Genomic DNA, 18,452 nt, shown 5'->3' with positions numbered 1-18,452 from the left:
TGCGGGCAAACCGGGAGTGCTATCGCGCACCGGCGCCCGACTTCCATTTAGTGTTTTGTGCGCTCAATTAGGCCAGGGGATTAATAGCCAGCTGCATGGCCGTCTTTACGACTCTCCGACGCGCCATGATATACACCATTACCCGCCTTCAAAATTCCCTGGTATCCGCCGTAGGGGCCACTTTCAAAGCGAATTTGGTGGCCCATTTGCACCAACTTGCGCCGAGTCTCCATTGGAAAGCCGTCTTCCAGGCTGAGGTAGCCGCCATCTTCCATCAATTCATCTGTGGGCTGGCTGGAACCACTATGCAATATTCGCGGTGCATCCCCGGCCTCTTGCACGTTCAGGCCGAAGTCCACCATATTGATGACAATCTGCGCGTGCATTTGAGGCTGAGTGGCGCCACCCATAACGCCAAAACTCAGCCATGGTTTACCGTCTTTGGTAACGAAGGCGGGAATAATTGTATGAAATGGACGTTTACCGGGCTCGTACTGATTAAAATGCCCCTCTTTCAGACTGAACATCTCTCCCCGGTCCTGCAGGATGAAGCCGAGCTCTCCGGGCGTCATCCCAGAGCCCATCCCCCGGTAGTTACTCTGAATGAGGGAGACCATGTTTCCGTCTTTGTCCGCGGTAGTGAGGTAGATGGTATCGCCGTGGCGCAAAGCTACATTACCTGCATCATAGCGTTTTGCCGCTTTATCGGGGTTGATCAGTGTGCGACGCTCGTCCGCATAGGACTTGGAGATCAGCTCTTTTACTGGAAGCCGGTTGAAATCGGGGTCGGCGTAATATTTTGCGCGGTCCTCAAAGGCCAGTTTCTTTGCTTCGGCAAACAGGTGCACATACTCCGGGCTGGTGCGCCCCATTTTCTTCAGGTCAAACCCTTCCAGAATATTCAGTATCTGCAGCGCAGCGATACCCTGTCCGTTTGGCGGCAGCTCCCACACATCGTACCCCCGATAATTCGTGGAAACGGGCTCGATCCAATCAGATGTATGGCTGGCCATATCCTCATATGAAAGGAAACCGCCATTCTGTTTCATATAGCGGTCAATCTCTCGCGCAATATCCCCTTTGTAAAATGCGTCGCGCCCACCTTCGGAGATTTTCTCTAGCGTACTGGCCAATCGCGGATTGCGGAACAGATCGCCCTCCGCCGGCGCTTTGCCATCAGGCATATAGGTATCGCGGAATCCGGGGAATTTTTCCAAGATGGGAACTGAGCGATTCCAATAGTAGGCAACCAGCTGGGTGACCGGAAAACCCTCATTGGCGTAGCGGATCGCCGGTGCCAGCAGTGTCTCCATTGGCAATTTTCCGAATTTCGCGTGCAGTTCAAACCAACCGTCTACGGCACCGGGTACGGAAACCGGCAAGGGACCGTGAGAAGGTATTTTGTCCAGATTATTGTCGGCAAAATAACTGAATGGCAGTGACTTTGGCGATCGCCCGCTGGCGTTCAGGCCGTACAACTTTTTGTCTTTCGCATTCCAGACAATGGCGAAAAGATCGCCGCCAATTCCATTTCCTGTAGGCTCCATCAGCCCTTGTACTGCGTTGGCGGCAATGGCGGCATCGACTGCGCTGCCCCCTTGCTTCAGGATATCCAGCGCCACCTGAGTCGCCAGTGGCTGACTGGTCGCAGCCATCCCCTGTGTAGCCAACACCGGAGAGCGGCTTGCGAACCCCTCACCGTTAACGCGGTCATAGGCGTACGTAGTTGCAGTGAAAGCCAGGGTGGCGACAAAAGCACCAGAAGCCTGTATCACACCGGCATTATGGACGCGGCGACATGCCGCTGATACTGCGTCCACACAGCGGGAGAAAAAATCTGTCATCTCGAATTTCACAATTACAGCCCCTATCGTTATTCTCAGAGCAAGTCTCTCCGTAATAGCCAGGTCGGTCAACCGAGGTGTTTGTGCGCTTTGTCTCCCGCTTCCTTAGTATTGCAGCCATTTCACTGGCCGCGTTGATCATATTGGCAGCGAGCGCCTGGACAACCCGGCATTTTTGGCTTCCCCAGGTTGTGAGCGCCCAATCGGATACGTTCGACCTGACAGAGATTAGCGGATTGAATGTGTCGCGATCCGAACAGGGAATTCGTGTAGATATTGATCAGCTCAGGCTTGAGTCAGGCACACAATTCGCCGTCGATCTGAAGCAAATCCGCATCACCGATCTGGTTTCCCTTGCCCGCGGACTATTCAGCTCCCTTGCAATAGTGATACCTATTGAGTCTGAGCTATATGTGGAACAGGTTGCCATCACCAGAATGGCGCCTTCGATTGACGTGTCGGCAAGTGATCAAGGTAATCCAGCACCAGCGGTGCAAAAGAACAACGAAGAGACGAGCTCGGCCGAATCGGATAAGCCTGCTGTAAGTGACTTGTCTGAGGGACATGGGCTGGCGATCGGGCAGTTGCTGGACCGGCTGCGCCAGCTGCCCGTGGGCAAGCTCACGCTTGCAGATATCCAGTGGCAAGACATATCGGCGAGCCGCTTTTCATTTTCCGCAGATCAGCCGGCTAAGGGGGTAATCACCGGCACATTTCAGAGCTCACAATGTGTTGAGTGCAGGCTGGAAATGCGCATTGAGAATACCGCTGCGCCGACAGTCTTTACACTGGATTTGCGGAAAAGCAGTGATTCCATTGTGCGATTGAACGCGAGCCTTCGCCCGGCTGAACAGCCAGAGTCTGAAAACCGCGAGGCCCGTTGGCAAGTCGCCAGTCACCTTGAAGTTACCGCGGAGCGACTGCCCGAGCTGTTGCAGGAAACCGGTATATACAGCAGGAACCTACCCAGTTGGATCGCATACCCACTGGTAGCGGAAGGTGACATTTCCGTTCAACTGGCCAGCGAGGTGCCAGATCAGTTCGCAGAGATACGTGATTTCGGCCAGATTCAAGCATCCATTAGATCTTCCGAACTGTCATTTGAACTACCACAGGAAACGCTGGGTCTGCCCAGTAGGGTGCGTATTTCAACCGAGCAGCCCGTAGAAGTACGACTACATTCCATAACCCCTCTTTCCGTCGCCTCGGTGGATGGCGGAATGCAATTTCGAGCTTACTCGCAGCCCAATCCCATCGCTACCACACTGCCAATGGTGGATGGCAGGCTTGCTCTATCCACCAAAGAGGGAATTCCTCTGGTTCAATTTGACGCAAAGATGCGATTGGCTGAAGTATCACGCCTGCTTGAAGCGGAAAAATGGAAGAAGTTTCGAGCGCAGGTATCGTTATCTGACGTTCACGGTGATCAAAGTATTACGGGTGGCTTTTCTCTTCCTGGTATGGATAGCTTGATCGCCCAGACCGAAAAGCTGGAAATCCGTAACTTTTTCGCTGACGTAGAGTTGGATAACCCCGTCACTTTTCGCCTAGACCTACCGGATAGCCAGAATCCACTTCAGTCCATCCATTGGGAAAGTGCCTGGATACGGGCTCTCAGCGAAAATGCCATAAAAATTACAGCGCTAAAAATCCCCGGGTCGGTCGATCTTTCCATTCCTACACTATCGCTGCACGCGCAGGAAACTCGCTTCACAGGCTCGCCCCCACCTCAGGCAGCGCTTGCGAGTCAACTCACGGATGTCCGTTGCACCGGGCTTCCTTTACTAAATTGCTCGCTAAAAGCTGAGGCATACATCGGGCATGTCGAGCTGGGCGAACCAATGAATGCATTGCAGAATGCCCGTTTGTCACTGGATGAGTTGCGAGTTGCCTCAACAAAGGACGACGCGCTCACCATCGAGGTCAAAGCCTTTAACTTCGGTGCAGATCAGGCTTCAGCGGGTGAGCTTTCTGTCCGAAAGCCGGAGCTTTTCACCCAGCAGGCCAAATGTGAGCGGAGCAATGGCTTAACGAAATGCGCGGTCCCACAAATCGCACTCAGCCTGGCCCCACTGCAAGCAGAGGACAACAAGCTGGAAGGCGTTGTGATTTTCGACAATCTAACTTTGACGCACAAGCAGGATAATCCCCATGAACTCCACATCGCGTCCGCCTTTAGCAGTGAAAGCCTGAACATCCGCGCCCAGAATCAATATCAAGGAAGCCTCGGGGCAAAAGGACAGCTCTCTTTTGAGAATCAAACGATATCTGGAAGTAGCCAAGTCACTGCGGGCCCCCTGGCCATCAGTGCCAGCTGGCATCACGATATCGGCGATGGGCGAGGAAGCCTGCAAGTGACCGTGCCGGAAACCGAATTTTCCCCACAGAACACCTTATCTAAGGCGATAAAAGGAATACCCGCAGATCTGGTCGGGGGCACAGTGAAGGCCGACGGAGTGCTGCACTGGCCAAAATCCGACAGTGACCAAATCAATATCGCGCTGAAAAATACATCGTTGCAGTATGACAGCAGTTTCGTCGTGGGCATCGATTCCAGGATCGCGCTGAAATCCGTCAATGGCCAGTGGGTTACCTTGCATCCCAGCCCACTTTCCATCGAACAGGTGGACGCAGGGATTGCGATCAAAAATTTGAATTTCGATGTATCGCTTGCCGACAATGGCGATTTGAAGCTGCAAAACTTTTCAGCCGAGCTGCTGGAGGGAGCGCTGACGTCCGACAATCTGGTATGGAATATCAACGGAAAGGAACACCGTTCACACCTTCAATTTACAGGGCTGGCCATTGGCGCTCTCGCCCGTGAAATGGAGTCGACCAATTTCGCCGCTAGCGGACTGCTGGACGCGAAAATTCCGATTACCAGTGACAGCCAGGGCATAACCGTCGAGGGAGGCTCGGTTCAGTCTCGCCCTCCCGGTGGCCGCTTGCGCTACTACGGAGCATTTTCCCCGGCCATACTGGGCAGCAACCCGCAACTCAAACTCCTGGCTGGCGCACTGGAAGATTACAATTACCGCGACATTCGTGGCACCATAAACTACCCGTTAAGTGGTGACCTGATGCTAAACCTGAAACTTACAGGCCGCAGTAGTGCCATTGACGCCAACCGGGACCTGATCATCAACCTGAATCTCGAAAACAACGTGCCCTCGATGCTCCGGTCGCTTCAGGCGAGCCGGGACCTCACCGATGTACTTGAGCGCCAGGTTCAATAGTTCAAGGTACAGAATATCGAACAGGGAGTGTATTCTGCGCCGGTTTGAGTCGGTTTATCGACCCGTTCAGGTACGGTTAATCGGGCAATATCTATAGTAATCATCAACTGCTCCCAGGTGACTCGGTTCGGGCCGAATTGCGGTACAGAAGCCTGGCGACACTTAACCTGAGAGACACAGGAGTTCATCAGTGAAGCAATCGGGAATGTTCAAGAGGGTCACCGTGTGTGTGATGCTACTGTTTGGTGGTGTGACACTGGCCGCCTGTACACCAACGGTAGCGGTTCAGGCACCCAGTGAGCCGATAACCGTAAATCTGAACGTAAAGATCGAGCATGAAATCCGTGTCAGAGTGGATAAAGAGCTCGATGACCTGTTTGAAGACAAGGAAGGGATTTTCTGAAGCCGGCTGGCTATAGAATCACCTGTATCGAATGAGAGAAGGAGTTGAGACCATGTCCGGAAGCATGTCCATGAAGAAGCTATTCAGCGGCCTGATTGGCCTGACCCTGTTGATTGCCCTGCCCGCCTTAGCCATATCACTGAAGGAGGCCCAATCCAAGGGGCTCGTTGGCGAGGCAAACAGTGGTTATATCGCCGTTGTCCAGGGCGGCACACCCGAAATAGATAAACTGGTCGCGGAGGTGAACAATAAACGCAAACAGGAATACGCCGCGATTGCCAAGCGCAATAATATTGACATCAATCAAGTAGCTGCCCGCGCCGCGGAGAAACTGGAAGCACGCCTTTCCAAAGGTGAGTACTACCAGGACAACCTCGGGCGCTGGAAGCAAAAATAGTCCGTACGATTCAGCACCCGTTACCCACTATCCGTTGGTATTGGAAACAAAAAAACCCGCAAACTGGTTTGCGGGTTTTTTTAATGGAGGGGGGTCTAGATTAGCCGTTACAAGTTGGCAAACAGAGACATACCATCCAGCCCCTGCCCCTCCATGACTTCGCGCAGCCGCTTCAGTGCATCCACCTGAATCTGACGTACACGTTCGCGGGTGAGGCCAATTTCACGTCCTACCTCTTCAAGAGTGCTGGCTTCGTAACCACGGAGACCGAAGCGACGGGATACTACCTCACACTGCTTGTCAGGCAGCTCACCCAACCAGCGGTTAATGCTGTCGAACAGATCTGAGTCCTGAAGCAGCTCTGCCGGGTCAGACTCCTGTTGGTCCGGAATAGTATCTACCAGTGTTTTTTCCGACGACGGACCGATAGGAGTGTCTACCGAAGTAACGCGTTCATTCAGACCAAGCATCCGCTCAACATCTTCTACCGGCTTTTCCAGCAGGTTTGCAATTTCTTCTGCCGTTGGCTCGTGATCCAGTTTCTGGGCCAACTCTCGGGAAGCGCGCAGGTATACATTGAGCTCTTTAACCACATGAATGGGCAGACGGATGGTCCGCGTTTGATTCATGATGGCGCGCTCGATGGTCTGACGAATCCACCAGGTGGCGTATGTAGAGAAGCGGAATCCACGCTCCGGATCGAATTTTTCTACGGCACGAATCAGGCCGAGGTTACCCTCTTCGATCAGGTCCAGCAGCGCCAGGCCACGGCTAACATAGCGGCGGGCGATCTTTACAACCAGTCGCAGGTTGCTTTCAATCATGCGCTTACGCGCAGCCGCGTCACCGCGCAGCGCTTTGCGTGCGTAGTAAACTTCTTCTTCTGCAGTCAGCAGAGGGGAAAAACCGATTTCGTTGAGATACAGCTGAGTAGCATCCAGATTCTTCTGTCCGTGAGAATCTTCGAGCTTACGGGTGGATGTTTTCTGTGAGGCGCTTTTTGCTGTTGTAGACGTGGATGATTTATGAGAGATCGTTTCGGAGCTTTTTTTTGCCGTTTTGCTCCGGCTACGGCTTGTTTTGGTTTCTTTAATGGATTCTTCCTGATCCATTGCTTCGGGTGATAGTTCCGCTCTTGCACCAATGTCCAGGTGATCGTGACGTTGTGCTTCCATTTCCCCAACTCCTTGTACTTTGCCTGTATCAGCCGCATGACAACTCGCGATCGCTGAATCGGTCGCTGTCTGTGCGACAGCCTCCGTTCCCGGCAACTCACCGACGTTACCCTCGTTTGGCAACCTATCGGTGAGTAGGGTCACTGCAGGGCAGTTACTGCCGATCCCGGTGACTACCTCAAGTGGTTATAAATAAAAGTCCATTTTTATTACACAACAGCTTAAAGACAGGGAGCTCAATGCGCCGACCAAGCAGGACAGTAAGCTCGGGAGATCAAGGTAAATAAACCAGTGGATCTTCCGGCTGACCATTCTTGCGAATCTCGAAGTGGAGCATATCGCGGTCGGTACCACTCGAACCCAGTTCCGCTATCCGTTGCCCCGCTTTGATTTTCGCTCCCTCGCCAACAAGTAACTTGTCGTTGTGGGCGTAAGCACTGAGGAACTCCTTGCTGTGCTTGATGATCAAAAGCTTGCCGTAACCTCTCAGTGCGCTTCCGGCGTAAATCACTGTGCCATCCGCTGCTGCCTGAACAGATTCCCCCTTTTTCCCGGCGATATCAACACCCTTTCGCAAGGGGTTGTTTGCCTGGTAGCGGGAAAGGATCCGCCCCCGCACTGGCCACTGCCACTTTATGTCAAATTTGTTTCTGTCCGAAATTGACGATGTCCTGATAACCTTGGGTGGTGCTTTGGGAGGGACAACCGCAGTCTTGCGCGTGACTTTTTTCGGTACTTGCACTTGCCGGTCTTGCGGCCCGCTTAGTGGTGTAGGTACCCGCCCAGTCAGAACCAGGCGTTGCCCCGGAAAAATTCTGTAAGGAGCGGCGATACGATTGATAGCCGCTAAGTCCTTGAAATCTCTACCATATCGCCACGCAATGGAATAAAGGGTCTCGCCTTTACTCACGGTATGGTGCTGAATCTTTTGGCTGGGTGGCTGGTTGAGAGATGACGTGGGAGCCAGGTTAGTGGCGCAGGAAACGATCAAAAGAGTAGCGAAAAGCAAGGGCAGTTTGGCCCCCTGAAAAAACGGACAAAGGCGCAAAATTCTTCCGCATGGAGAGAAAAAACAGTGTTCAGGTTGTCGATTATTGCGCCGTCTCATTATTCTCTTTTTACATCAAAGGTGGGCATTTATGGAAAAAGTGTCTAAAGAAAACTGATATTTCGTCGCCGGTTGAAGGCCATTAAATCTGCCTTTTTCCGCATCACCGAATAATTGGCGATCTTTACCCATTTCCCGTTATTTTGACCCCGAAGTCCGGTGGCAATTCCCTGTAATCTGCGGCTGTGCCCACGGTAAGAAATTGCCACTTAGCCCTGTAAGCTTTTTCCTACATGGCGGTGATTGAACCACTCGATCGACAGCACGAGTACCACCGCGGTAAGCGCAGCCAGGGTACTGCCGGCCAGATATGCAGGCAGCCCACTGGCGGCAGCAAAGTCCCAGGGCAAAACATTGGAAAGTGTCGGCGCCAGTTTAGCGTTCCCGAGGCCTCCGGCGACACTGTCTGCGAGCTTCCAGGGCCATACGATTTTCAGGCTGCCCAGTAACACTCCTACAAGGAATGACAGGGTGACGGAGGGAAATCGGTGCATCAACCATGACAACAGGCGACTGAACAACAGGAGACCACAACCAGCGCCGGCAGCGAACCAGACCAGCGCATTGACCTGTAGCTGGTGCACCGCAGCGATGACCTGGGGGTAGATACCGATCATCAACAGAATAAAAGAACCAGAGATGCCCGGCAGAATCATGGCGCAGATCGCCAGGGCACCGGAAAAGAAAAGGGTATAGGGGGTTGCAGCAATCTCAGTAGGCCGCATTTCACTGACCAATACCGCAAGAGCAATACCAAGCGCCAAAGCAACCCAACTGGGCCAGTGCCAATCCGATACGCGGCGCGCAATGGGTACTGTTGAAGCGAGTATCAAACCAAAAAAGAACGCCCATACCATGATGGGATAATTTTCCAGCAGAAAACTGATCAGCTTGGCGAGGCTAAAGATACTGACGAGAATGCCGGCGAACAGCGCGAGCAGGAAGCTGCCATTCATTTGCCGCCAGGTCGCGGCGATTCCTTCCTTATATAGTGTGGCTACCGATTGGGGACCGATTTTGCTCAGGCTGTCGAGTAACTCCTGATAGATGCCCGTAATAAAGGCAATCGTGCCTCCAGAAACCCCGGGCACAACATCCGCAGCACCCATCGCAAGGCCTCGCGCACCAATACCCCAATAGCGGCTTTGCCAAATTGAGCCGCGATGATGAGTCTCGCTGCCCGGTTTCATATCTTGCGCATCTTCACGCATCAACGCACCACTCCACTCAATAACGGAACAAAGCGCACAGGCTCGGCCTTTTCGACGTCGTACCGGTCACCCTCTTCCCGACGGGTAACAATTGTGAGGTATTGGCTTTCACTACCGACGGGCATCACCAGTACACCACCGGGAGCGAGTTGCTCGCGCAGCTCATCGGGAACTGTTGCCGGAGCTGCAGCGCACAGAATGGCGTCAAACGGGCCCTGCTCCGGCCAGCCGAATCCACCACTACTCAGGCGCATCTCGACGTTAAAGATTCCCAGCTCGCGCATGCGCTGGCGGGCTTTAACCAGGAGAGGCTCAACCCGTTCCACGGAATAGAGCTTGTCCACCAGGCGCGCGAGAATGGCGGTCTGGTACCCCGAACCGGCCCCCACTTCCAATACCCGCGCCCTTGACGGCGCACGGCTCATCAGCAACTCGGTCATACGAGCGACGATATAGGGTTGGGAGATGGTCTGCCCGTACCCGATTGGTAGAGCGGTATCTTCGTAGGCGCGTATGGCCAGGGCCTCGTCCAGAAACAGATGACGGGGTGTGGATGCCATCACATCCAGCACTTCTTCGCTACTGATCCCCTCTTCCCGCAGACGCTGAATCAGGCGATTGCGGGTACGCTGGGATGTCATGCCCAGGCCTTCGTGTCTAAATCGATCCATAAGGACGGTAAGTCTCCCTACAAGCGGATCGCCGGCCCCCAAATACTGCTTTTTCCGGCGATTGACTGGTGAATGGCAAGCCAGACCCGGTCACTTTTGTTGTCGTTAAACTGTGTTTTATTTTATGGCCACGGCTACTTGATTGGCCAGATCCGCCAGTTCCCGCAGAAGAGCGGTGGCAAAGGTGCCAGGCGGTAGCGCGAAGGAGAGAACCAGATCCTTGCGCCCCTCCTGCTGCTGCCATTCCCACGTGAATCCCTGAGGCACGAGCACCAGCGAGCGCCGTTCCTGGCTTAGTCCGCCGTGTTCCAACCAATCCTGCCACGGCTTCCAGGGAAACATGGCGCCCTCTTCCAGTGCCAACTGCTCACCGGCGGCTGTATTTCGTCCCCGCCCCCACAGCGGGCCACTGGGTTCAGCCTCCGGCTCACCATCAATGGAATCGAGCCAGTTGCCCTGCCCGATTCTGGCCGCCAGCACCTGATTGAACAGCCAACTGCGTGCTGCAGACAATGCAAAGGCCTTCTGGTTGCGCGGCATGCGCCGGCGCTGGCCAGTTTGCTGATCGGCGACCGCCTTTTCTACCAGATCCAGGTTGCCGCCATTGTGGCCAAAGCGCTGCTCACCAAAATAGTTGGGCACGCCATTGGGAACCTGATTTAACACCTGCTCCGCGGCCGCGGTATCCCCGGTGACATTGCGCAGGCGAATCTGGAATCGGTTTCCCAGGTGCTCGCCGCGACGCAGTTTGCGGGCACCGCGAAAGTGATTCAGTACCTGGAACTCCTCGTTATCCAGTTGCTTCCAGTCTGGCTCCGGCTTTTGCGCAAGCCATACACTGAACCATTGGGTAGTGACCGCGTGGCGATCCTTGAGACCGAAGAATCCGACATCGTTACTCTGCACACCCGCCATTTGGGCGAGCTGTTGGGCGACAAAGCCAGTATTGGCGCCGCGTTTGCGGATATGTAGATAGACATGTTCACCCTCGCCGGCCTCAGGGGCGGCAAGCTCGTCCACTACGAAATCTTCTGGCTCTGTGCGGAATTCGGCCTGAATCGGAGTGCCGCCGAGAGCGCGGGGCCAGTTCAGGTCCCAGCTTTGTGGTAATTCAGTCACGACAAGGCTTCCAACAATACAACCGCCTGCGCGGCGATACCTTCTTTTCGACCGGTGAAACCCAGCTTTTCGCTGGTGGTGGCTTTGACACTGATGGCGTCGGCGCTCACCTGACAATCTTCCGCGATTCTTGTGCGCATGGCGTCGATATGGGGGGCCATTTTCGGGGCCTGGGCAATCAGGGTGGCGTCGGCGTTGACGAGCCGATACCCCTTCTCGTGGATCAGGTTGACCACGTGGCGCAACAGCACGCGGCTGTCGGCACCAGAGTAGGCTTCGTCAGTATCCGGAAAATGTTTGCCGATATCGCCCAACGCCAGGGCACCGAGCAATGCGTCTGCGAGAGCGTGTAACAGGACATCACCGTCGGAGTGGGCTACGAGGCCCTTCTCATGGGGGATGGTGACGCCGCCGAGGACGACGTGATCGCCGGGGCCGAAGGCGTGTACGTCGATGCCCTGGCCAATTCTGAGGCTCATAGTGTGTTTCCAGAGGTGGATTCAGTGGCCCTGTCCCGAAGTCGGTGCTTTAACAGGGCCTCCGCCAGAATCAGGTCGGCGGGATGGGTAACTTTAAAATTGCTGCGGCAGGCGGCTACCAGTTCGGGGGTGTGGCCTGCCAGTTCCAGTGCGCTGGCTTCGTCGGTGATGGCGCTGGGGTTTTCCTGCAGGCCACGCTGCAGGGCTTGCAGCAAAATGCCTAACGGCGCTTTTTGTGGTGTCTGCGCGAGCCAGATTTTCTCTCTGGGCAGGGTTTGCTGGACGGTGCTCTTTCCTTCGCATTGCGCGCCCTGCTTAACCGTATCGCTGGCGGGTTGCGCGAGCAGGGCCATGGGGGACGCGGCGAGGAGTTGCTGAATATCGTCAGTGCTTACTAACGGTCTGGCGGCGTCGTGGACTAATACGGGGGTTTCCGCGGGTTCACGCTCGCTCAGAAATTTAAGGGCGGCGAGTACCGAGTCTGCGCGTTCGGCGCCGCCGGTGACGGTGTGGATTCTTGGGTCTTGTGCGCAGTTCAGTGTTTTGAATTCTGTGTCGTCGGCGGCGATGGCGACGACGATGCCTTTCATGCCCGGCCATTGGAGGATATTTTCCAGGGTGTGGGCAATGAGGGGTTTGCCGTTTAATGGCAGGTATTGTTTGGGCTTTTCGGCGCCCATACGTTTGCCGGAACCGGCTGCGGGGACGATGACCCAGTAATTTGATTCAACTGGGTTACTGGCGGTGGTCATTCTTTTTCCCGTTGTGACTGCGCAGGATTTTTGTGCTTATCCTGGTCGAGAAAAATAAACAGGGTTTCGCCTTCTTTGATAAGGCCGAGATCATAGCGGGCTTTGGCTTCGACGCCGTCGGTGCCTTCTTTCAAGCTGCGGACTTCCCGCAGGAGGTGGCGGTTTTCCCGCTCCAGTGCAGCGTTTTTTTGCTGCTGGTCTTCGAGCTGGCGTTCAAGTCTGGTCACATCGGCAAAACTGCCCTCGCCCACCCATAATCGATATTGGGTGACCAGCAGCATTACGGTGAGGATTACCAGCAGCCATTTCATTTGTTTTGTTCTCTATCTGGCTTTCGGGGTTCGCACGAATGACCTTTCGTGGCGGCCCTGCTGCCGATGCCCCTTCCCGGGACACGCCGTGAACCCATCCATGGGGGCTCTTCCGCGACGTCCCTGTCGCAGAAGGTCCCGAGAAGGGGCATCGGCATCAGTGCCTTCGCATCGAAGTTCAGTGTTAGAGCTCCGATACGACTTCTAGCCAGTTTACCGGGCTAACTGAATTACTTGAACTCAGCGATGCCGCGGTAAGGCGCCTTGCCTTCCAGCTCGGCTTCGATGCGCAGTAGGCGGTTGTACTTGGCTACGCGGTCGGAACGGCACAGGGAGCCGGTTTTGATCTGACCAGCAGCGGTGGCAACGGCCAGGTCGGCGATGGTGGTGTCTTCGGTTTCACCGGAGCGGTGAGAGATAACCGCGGTGAAGCCGGCGTCTTTGGCCATTTTGATCGCGTCCAGGGTTTCGCTCAGGGAGCCGATCTGGTTGAACTTGATCAGGATGGAGTTGCCCACGCCTTTTTCGATGCCTTCTTTGAGGATCTTGGTGTTGGTTACGAACAGGTCGTCGCCCACCAGCTGTACTTTCTCGCCGATTTTGTCGGTGAGGATTTTCCAGCCGTCCCAGTCGCTTTCGTCCATGCCGTCTTCGATAGAGATGATCGGGTAGTTTTCGGACAGTTGCTGCAGGTAGGAAGCAAAGCCTTCGCTGTCGAATTCTTTGCCTTCGCCAGACAGGTTGTACTTGCCGTCTTTGTAGAATTCGGAGGACGCGCAGTCCAGGGCCAGGGTGATGTCGTCGCCCAGTTTGTAGCCTGCGGCTTCAACGGCTTCGGCGATGACTTTCAGTGCACCTTCGTTAGACGGCAGATTGGGGGCGAAGCCACCTTCGTCACCGACGGCGGTGTTCAGGCCTTGGGAAGACAGTACTTTTTTCAGGGCGTGGAAGATTTCAGCACCCTGGCGCAGGGCTTCGGCGAAGGTTTTGGCTTTCACCGGCTGGATCATGAACTCCTGGATATCGACGTTGTTGTCGGCGTGCTCACCACCATTGATGATGTTCATCATCGGTACCGGCAGGGTGTATTCGCCGGCGGTGCCGTTGATTTCCGCAATGTGCTGATACAGTGGGATGCCCTTGGAGATGGCAGCAGCTTTGGCAGCAGCCAGGGAGACGGCGAGGATGGCGTTTGCACCCAGTTTGGCTTTGTTGTCGGTGCCGTCGGCGTCGATCATGATCTGGTCGAGGGCGCGCTGGTCGGTGGCGTCTTTGCCTACCAGCAGGCTGGCGATTTCTCCGTTGATGTTTTCAACGGCCTTCAGTACGCCTTTACCCAGGTAACGGCTTTTGTCGCCGTCGCGCAGTTCCAGGGCTTCGCGGGAGCCGGTGGAGGCGCCGGACGGTGCGCAGGCGGAACCTACCGCGCCGCATTCCAGAATCACGTCGGCGTTTACGGTGGGGTTACCGCGAGAATCCAATACTTCAAAAGCTTTAACAGCAACAATCTTGCTCATGTTTACAACGGGCTCCTTGTTAGTCGGAATTTATTTCTGTGAGGTTTGGGGTTGGCGGCCGCCTTCTCTGGGCCGCTCTTTCTAGTTATTCAGTCTTTACTTCGTATCCAGCGGCTCGAAGTTTTTCACCAGGTCGTCCACCGCTTTCATCTGCGCCAGGAACGGTTCCAGCTTTTCCAGCGGGAGGGCACTCGGGCCATCGCACAGGGCCTTGTCCGGATTCGGGTGCGACTCCAGGAACAGGCCGGCAATGCCGATGGCGAGGCCGGCGCGGCCCAGTTCGGTGACCTGGGAACGGCGACCGCCAGAGGCTGCGCCACCCGGGTCGCGCATCTGCAGCGAGTGGGTCACGTCAAAGATCAGCGGGGCACCACCGGTGGAATCGATCATGGTGCGGAAGCCGAGCATGTCGACGACGAGGTTGTCGTAGCCAAAGCAGGCACCGCGCTCGCACAAAATAATATTTTCGTTACCACCTTCCGCGAACTTCTCCACCACATTTTTCATTTGCGGCGGGCTCATAAACTGCGGTTTTTTCACGTTGATCACCGCACCGGTAGCGGCCATGGCAGAAACCAGGTCGGTCTGGCGGGCGAGGAACGCGGGCAGCTGAATCACGTCCACCACCTCCGCAACCGGTGCAGCCTGATGAGGCTCGTGCACGTCGGTGATCAGCGGCACGCCGAAGGTCTTTTTGATTTCTTCAAAAACCTTCAGCCCCTCTTCCATCCCCGGACCACGGTAGCTGTGAATGGAGGAGCGGTTGGCCTTGTCAAAAGAGGCTTTGAAAACGTAAGGAATACCCAGCTTGTCCGTCACATTGACGTAGTGCTCGGCCACTTTCATGGCCATATCGCGGGATTCCAGAACGTTCATGCCACCGAAGAGGGTGAACGGTTTGTCGTTGGCAACCTGCAGGTTGCCCACAGCAATTGTCTTCATATTGTATTCAGCCTGCTTCCTTAGGCCCGCTTGTGCTTGAGCGCAGCGGCAACAAAGCTTTCAAACAACGGATGGCCGTCGCGGGGGGTGGAGGTGAACTCCGGGTGGAACTGACAGGCTACAAACCAGTTGTGCTCCGGCAGTTCAACCATTTCCACCAGGGTGTCATCCGCGGACCAGCCACCGATTTTCAGGCCGGCTTTCTGCAAACGGTCGACGTAGTTGTTGTTGACTTCGTAGCGGTGACGGTGACGCTCGACAATCACGTCTTTGCCGTAAATATCGCGGGCTTTGGAATCTTTCGCCAGGCGACACTCCTGGCCACCGAGGCGCATGGTACCGCCGAGGTCGGATTTCTCATCGCGCTTCTCGACTTTGCCTTCAGCGTCGATCCACTCGGTGATCAGGCCGATTACCGGGTGCGGGCTCTTGGCGTCGAACTCGGTGCTGTTGGCGCCTTCCAGGTTCAGCACATTGCGCGCGTATTCGATCACCACAGACTGCAGGCCGAGACAGATGCCGAGGAAGGGCACATTGTTTTCACGGGCGTAGCGCACAGATTCCAGCTTGCCTTCCAGGCCGCGCTCGCCAAAGCCGCCCGGCACCAGAATCGCGTCGGCACCCTTGATCAGATCGAGGCCGTTCTCGCCCTCTACATCTTCCGCGTTGATAAAGTCGATGTTGACCTTGGTGCGATTTTTAATCCCTGCATGCACCAGGGATTCGATCAGGGATTTGTAGGCGTCCAGCAGCTCCATGTATTTGCCGACCATGGCAATCTTGATTTCGTGCTGCGGATTCAGTTTTCCATCCACCACTTCGTCCCACTCGGACAGATCCGGGGCATCGGTTTCCAGCTGGAGTTTTTCCACCACAATCTCATCCAGACCGTATTCGTGCAGCATGCGCGGCACGCCGTAAATGGTCTTGGCGTCGGGCAATGGCACTACCGCGCGCTCTTCCACATTGGTGAACAGGGCGATTTTGCGGCGGGAGTCGTCGTCGATGGCGCGCTCGGAGCGGCACAGCAGGATATCCGGCTGCAGGCCGATAGAGCGGAGCTCTTTTACCGAGTGCTGGGTGGGTTTGGTTTTGGTTTCACCAGCGGTGGCGATGTAGGGCACGTAGCTCAGATGCATCAGCAGCGCGCGGTTGGTGCCCATTTCCACACGCAGCTGGCGCACAGATTCCAGGAATGGCTGGGATTCGATATCACCCACGGTACCGCCGATCTCGACAATGGCGACATCCACATCGCGGCCGCCTTCGATCACGCGGCGCTTGATCTCGTCGGTGATGTGCGGGATCACCTGTACGGTGCCACCCAGGTAGTCACCACGGCGCTCTTTGCGCAGTACGGTTTCGTACACACGGCCGGTGGTGAAGTTGTTGCGCTTGGACATGCGCGTGCGAATGAAGCGCTCGTAGTGCCCCAGATCCAGATCCGTCTCGGCGCCATCTTCGGTCACATAGACCTCGCCGTGCTGGAAGGGGCTCATGGTGCCCGGGTCAACGTTGATATAAGGGTCTAGCTTCAGGATGGTGACCTTGAGGCCACGGGCTTCGAGAATAGCAGCCAGAGAAGCGGAGGCGATACCTTTCCCCAATGAGGAAACCACGCCGCCAGTGACAAATATATAGCGCGTCATGCAAAACCTTGGTCAGTTGAATGCCCGACGGGTACGGGCGTGCGGGACTGGCTCTGGGGGCGCAGCTCGCGCAACCCGGTGCCTTTGAGATGGGACGCCAGACTACCAGAAAGGCCGTTTCTGCTCAATCTAAAAACCGCCAGATTGGCGGTTGCGGCGGCCCTTCCCCGGTGGCGAAAAGATCGCCCACGGACACCAGGGTCTCGCCCCGATAGACCAGCGGCACCCGATCTCGCAGCCACGGAGGAAGGCCATACTCCTGCAGCAGCTTTTTCAGGGTCTGGGAATGACGGCGCTCGCGCGGTTTGGCCCGTTCGCCGCCAATACGGAATCGGACCCGATAGTCCGCCACGGGCCAACCCTGGCTGGGTAGCAGCGCCCAGTTGCCTGGCAGGTCCAGTTCGCCAGATCCATCCCACTGGATCTCGCCCCCATCATTACCATGGAAAGGTTGCAATTGTGGTGTGAGAAACAGGCGATCGCGATAGCGGCGCAGCACCCGCTCACCAAGCACAACTTCCGGAGCGGAGTCACCGTCCGCCCCAGCCTGCTGTAACGCCTGAACCAAGTGCAAGGCTTCCGGCATTCTGGATCCCAGAAGTGCCAGCCAGCCCCGCAACAGGTTCTTGCGACGCACCTCGGTGAGTGAGGAGAAGCTAACCAGGTCGACACTGTGACCAAATGACTCCCACTGGTATCCGCACCGCTGCAGGTCCTCATTTGCCAGGTCCTGCAAGAGATCTGCGGCCTCGCGCAGGTTTTCCGATGCCTGCACCACACGGGCCTGAACGGGCCAGCGTTCATTAATAAAAGGAACCACCCGGTTACGAAGGTAATTTCGGTCGATTGCAAGGTCTGTATTGCTCTCGTCCTCGATCCAGGTCAGCTCGTGCACGCGGGCGTAGGATTCCAGTTCCGATCGCGTCGCCTTCAGTAGTGGCCGCAACAGGCTCTTCTCCGTCGACCGGTCACCGAAGACACGGTATTCAGGCATGGCCCCCAGCCCCCGCACCCCGGCGCCGCGCAACAGGCGCAATAAAAAGGTTTCCGCCTGATCATCACTGTGGTGTGCCAGGAGAAGCTGATCCCCCGCGCCCATCAACTGGTCAAATGCGCGGTAGCGGGCATTCCGCGCGCCCTGCTCCAGCCCTCCATCTCCGTGATCCACCTGCACACGGTAGGCAACAAATGGCACCGCCAGTTGGGCCGCCACAGCCTGGCAATGATCCTGCCAGGCGCCCGCATCCGTACTCAGACCGTGATGAATGTACACCGCCGTCACCGGCACCTGTGCTCCTGCCAGCAGGTGCAGCAATACGGACGAATCCAGGCCACCGGAATATCCCAGCCACAACTGCCCCGAAGCGGGGTATCGCTTCAGGGAGCGGTTCAGCAGGTCGTTCAATCGCTCAGAGGGCGGTGTCACTCAAGGATTCCAGACGAGATTTGCGGCAATTATACCCAGCCAAACCACACCTTGCCCGCACCCGTCTGGCACCGCCAGTACTGCCAGGAAAAGATACCGCAGGCGACCAATCAGAGATCTGGTGCACAAAACCGGTACCGCGGGCGGCCCGAGCCACGTTATTCACACGTCACCAGCATGTGTCCAGCGTTCCCGGGCACAGCCAATCAACC

At 55.9% G+C, this 18,452-nt stretch carries 16 protein-coding genes; 3 read left to right on the top strand and 13 right to left on the bottom strand.

The features are described 5' to 3' along the window. Positions 1–80 precede the first annotated feature (80 nt). The gene (gene ggt / locus ACYX4K_RS03650; protein WP_475093463.1) at positions 81–1,844 is read right to left on the bottom strand and encodes a gamma-glutamyltransferase; all 1,764 of its coding nucleotides are present in this window, start codon (positions 1,842–1,844) and stop codon (positions 81–83) included. A gap of 83 nt (positions 1,845–1,927) precedes the next feature. On the opposite strand from ggt, the gene ACYX4K_RS03645 reads away from it, so the two are divergent. The 3 genes from ACYX4K_RS03645 to ACYX4K_RS03635 all read left to right on the top strand — a co-directional run bounded on the left by ACYX4K_RS03645 (position 1,928) and on the right by ACYX4K_RS03635 (position 5,880). Then, positions 1,928–5,080, top strand: a complete 3,153-nt coding sequence (locus ACYX4K_RS03645) for an intermembrane phospholipid transport protein YdbH family protein (protein WP_475093464.1) — start codon at positions 1,928–1,930, stop codon at positions 5,078–5,080. A gap of 190 nt (positions 5,081–5,270) precedes the next feature. Next, entirely contained in the window at positions 5,271–5,483 is a 213-nt protein-coding gene (locus tag ACYX4K_RS03640; protein WP_475093465.1) for a YnbE family lipoprotein, read from the top strand. 52 nt (positions 5,484–5,535) lie between these two features. Beyond that, positions 5,536–5,880 (top strand): YdbL family probable chaperone protein, encoded by a 345-nt coding sequence (locus tag ACYX4K_RS03635; RefSeq protein ID WP_475093466.1) that lies wholly within the window; start codon positions 5,536–5,538, stop codon positions 5,878–5,880. A 107-nt stretch (positions 5,881–5,987) separates the two neighbouring features. Here the strand turns inward: ACYX4K_RS03635 and rpoS are convergent, their stop codons facing one another. The 12 genes from rpoS to tilS form a co-directional block, all read right to left on the bottom strand. Continuing rightward, positions 5,988–7,055, bottom strand: a complete 1,068-nt coding sequence (gene rpoS / locus ACYX4K_RS03630; protein WP_475093467.1) for an RNA polymerase sigma factor RpoS — start codon at positions 7,053–7,055, stop codon at positions 5,988–5,990. A gap of 274 nt (positions 7,056–7,329) precedes the next feature. Continuing rightward, a complete protein-coding gene (locus tag ACYX4K_RS03625; RefSeq protein WP_476178765.1) occupies positions 7,330–7,965 on the bottom strand; it encodes a peptidoglycan DD-metalloendopeptidase family protein in 636 nt (211 codons plus the stop codon). A 407-nt stretch (positions 7,966–8,372) separates the two neighbouring features. Then, positions 8,373–9,374 carry a DUF368 domain-containing protein gene (locus ACYX4K_RS03620; protein WP_475093469.1) on the bottom strand — a complete coding sequence of 334 codons (1,002 nt, stop codon included), beginning with the start codon at positions 9,372–9,374 and terminating at the stop codon, positions 8,373–8,375. Beyond that, on the bottom strand, positions 9,374–10,045 hold the full coding sequence (locus tag ACYX4K_RS03615; RefSeq protein WP_231756863.1) for a protein-L-isoaspartate(D-aspartate) O-methyltransferase: 672 nt from the start codon (positions 10,043–10,045) through the stop codon (positions 9,374–9,376). The genes ACYX4K_RS03620 and ACYX4K_RS03615 overlap by 1 nt, the downstream gene beginning before the upstream one ends. Before the next feature lie 117 nt (positions 10,046–10,162). Continuing rightward, complete coding sequence (truD, locus tag ACYX4K_RS03610) at positions 10,163–11,164, bottom strand: tRNA pseudouridine(13) synthase TruD (RefSeq protein ID WP_475093470.1); 1,002 nt, start codon at positions 11,162–11,164, stop codon at positions 10,163–10,165. Beyond that, the gene (ispF, locus tag ACYX4K_RS03605; protein WP_475093471.1) at positions 11,161–11,643 is read right to left on the bottom strand and encodes a 2-C-methyl-D-erythritol 2,4-cyclodiphosphate synthase; all 483 of its coding nucleotides are present in this window, start codon (positions 11,641–11,643) and stop codon (positions 11,161–11,163) included. Before ispF ends, truD begins: the two co-directional genes overlap by 4 nt. Continuing rightward, positions 11,640–12,395 (bottom strand): 2-C-methyl-D-erythritol 4-phosphate cytidylyltransferase, encoded by a 756-nt coding sequence (ispD, locus tag ACYX4K_RS03600; protein WP_475093472.1) that lies wholly within the window; start codon positions 12,393–12,395, stop codon positions 11,640–11,642. The genes ispF and ispD overlap by 4 nt, the downstream gene beginning before the upstream one ends. Continuing rightward, positions 12,392–12,706, bottom strand: a complete 315-nt coding sequence (locus ACYX4K_RS03595; protein ID WP_475093473.1) for a septum formation initiator family protein — start codon at positions 12,704–12,706, stop codon at positions 12,392–12,394. Before ACYX4K_RS03595 ends, ispD begins: the two co-directional genes overlap by 4 nt. Before the next feature lie 230 nt (positions 12,707–12,936). Beyond that, on the bottom strand, positions 12,937–14,223 hold the full coding sequence (eno, locus tag ACYX4K_RS03590) for a phosphopyruvate hydratase (RefSeq protein WP_475093474.1): 1,287 nt from the start codon (positions 14,221–14,223) through the stop codon (positions 12,937–12,939). A 96-nt stretch (positions 14,224–14,319) separates the two neighbouring features. Next, complete coding sequence (gene kdsA / locus ACYX4K_RS03585; protein WP_475093475.1) at positions 14,320–15,165, bottom strand: 3-deoxy-8-phosphooctulonate synthase; 846 nt, start codon at positions 15,163–15,165, stop codon at positions 14,320–14,322. 20 nt (positions 15,166–15,185) lie between these two features. Continuing rightward, complete coding sequence (locus ACYX4K_RS03580; RefSeq protein ID WP_475093476.1) at positions 15,186–16,814, bottom strand: CTP synthase; 1,629 nt, start codon at positions 16,812–16,814, stop codon at positions 15,186–15,188. Between the two features lie 124 nt (positions 16,815–16,938). Next, positions 16,939–18,240, bottom strand: a complete 1,302-nt coding sequence (gene tilS / locus ACYX4K_RS03575) for a tRNA lysidine(34) synthetase TilS (protein ID WP_475093477.1) — start codon at positions 18,238–18,240, stop codon at positions 16,939–16,941. Positions 18,241–18,452 lie beyond the last annotated feature (212 nt).

Source organism: Microbulbifer sp. ABF4_107, assembly GCF_056312215.1.
This window is presented reverse-complemented; position numbering and strand designations above follow the sequence as displayed.